At 73.7% G+C, this 1,869-nt stretch carries 2 protein-coding genes; both read left to right on the top strand.

The genetic code is table 11. From position 1 onward, the window contains the following. The first annotated feature begins 150 nt into the window (after window positions 1-150). Window positions 151-936, top strand: coding sequence for a DeoR/GlpR family DNA-binding transcription regulator (locus ACJJVL_RS02845; protein WP_405216797.1), 786 nt, complete (start codon window positions 151-153; stop codon window positions 934-936). Next, window positions 933-1,869: 1-phosphofructokinase family hexose kinase (locus ACJJVL_RS02840; protein WP_405216795.1), on the top strand; the 937-nt coding region annotated here is incomplete at its 3' end. The genes ACJJVL_RS02845 and ACJJVL_RS02840, both read left to right, overlap by 4 nt.

Here is a 1,869-nt window from a genome sequence, read left to right as displayed (position 1 = left end):
GGTTCGCAGGCTGGCGGGCTGGCGCGGGCGGGCTGACGGCGCCGCTGGCTCGGCGTGCTCGCGGCGGCGCGCGGATCTGTTTCTGTGGTTTTCTGCTTTTGCTTGTGCTTTTCTTGTTTTGCGCGCTACAGTGCCGGGAAGGAGGCACCCATGCTCGCTACCCAGCGCAGAGACGAGATCGCCGCACGCATTCAGGCGGATGGCCGCGTGCTCGTCGCAGAGATCGCCCGGACCCTCGGCATCACGCCCGAGACAGCACGACGCGACCTGGACGCCCTCGAGAGCGCAGGGATCGCGCGGCGGGTGCACGGCGGAGCGGTGAGCGCGAACCGCTCCAGCCTGATCGAGACCGCGGTCGCCGAGCGCACCGACGCGAACGCCGATGGCAAGCGCCGCATCGCTCGCCTCGCCTGTCAGCGGCTGCTGGCCTCCGGCGCCACCAGCCTGCTGCTCGACGCCGGCACCACGACCGCCGCGCTCGCCGCCGAGCTCGTCGCGACCTGGCCGCACGGCGACGGACCGCGGCTGATCGTCGCCACCCACTCCCCCGCGATCGCGCAGCAGCTCGCCGCGCACCCCTCGATCGAGGTGCACGCCATCGGCGGCCGCATCCGCGGCGTCACCGGCGCAGCGGTGGGCGCGCAGACCGTGCTCGCCATCGCCGGGCTGCGTCCGGACATCGTGGTGCTCGGCACCAACGGCCTCGACGCCACCGGCGCCAGCACGCCCGACCCCGATGAGGCCGCGGTGAAGACGGCCATCGTCGCCGCAGGCCGCCGCGTCGCGCTGCTCGCCGACGCCAGCAAGCTCGGCGAGACATCCCTGTGCCGGTTCGCGGCGCTCGAGCAGATCGATGTGCTGCTCACTGATGCCCGACCGGATGCGCCGACGACGCACGCGCTCGACGACGCGGGCTGCGAGGTGCTGGTCGCATGATCCTGACGCTGACCCTCAACCCGTCGATCGATCGCACGGTCGAGCTGCCCGCACCGCTGGAGCGGGGCGGGGTCCATCGCGCCACCCTGCCCGCCACCGAGGTGGCAGCCGGCAAGGGCGTCAACGTGGCCCGCGTGCTGAGCGCGGCGGGCGTCGCCGCTCGCGCGATCGTGCTCGCGCGACCGGATGATCGGTTCGCGACGATGCTGGCCGCCGACGGCGTCGATGCCGTCTGCGTGCCGGTCGATGCCGCGGTGCGCACCAATCTCGCGCTCACCGAGCCCGACGGCACGACCACGAAGATCAACGAGCCGGGCGCACCCTTCGATGAGCGCACGCTGTCGGCGGTGCTCGGCGAGATCCGCGCGCACAGCACGTCTGCGGATTGGCTGGTGGTTGCAGGGTCGCTGCCGACCGGCGCGCCGAGCGACACGGTCGGTGCCATCATGCGCGCCGCCCGCGATGCGAACAGCTCGATCCGCATCGCCGTCGATACCTCGGGTGCGGCGCTGTCCGCCGCGGTCGCCAGCGGCGGCATCGACCTCGCCAAGCCGAACGACGAGGAGCTCGAGGAGCTGCTCGGTCTCGCTCACGGCGCCATCGGCGACCTGCACGACGCCGCGAGCGCAGCGCAGTCCCTCGTCGGGCGCGGCGTCGGCACCGTGCTGCTGACGCTCGGCGGCGACGGCGCAATCCTCGCGGATGCCGACGCGACACTGCACGCCGTGCCGCCACCGACCGCGGTGCGCTCGACCGTCGGTGCGGGTGACGCCAGCCTCGCCGGCTGGTTGATCGCCGCGGTGCGCGGCGATGATGCCGCGGGCCGCCTGCGGCAGGCCGTTGCCCACGGCTCCGCCGCCGCCGGGATGCCCGGCACCGCCTTCCCCACCCCCGCCGATGCGGACGCATCCCGCGTCTCCGTCGGCCCCGTCC

Origin of the sequence: Agrococcus sp. Ld7 (assembly GCF_045064095.1) — a bacterium.
GTDB lineage: Bacteria > Actinomycetota > Actinomycetes > Actinomycetales > Microbacteriaceae > Agrococcus.
This window is presented reverse-complemented; position numbering and strand designations above follow the sequence as displayed.

Bases quoted from the DNA above. Each gene is read 5' to 3' on its own strand.
- ACJJVL_RS02845 (WP_405216797.1), top strand. From the start codon at position 151: ATGCTCGCTACCCAGCGCAGAGACGAGATCGCCGCACGCATTCAGGCG.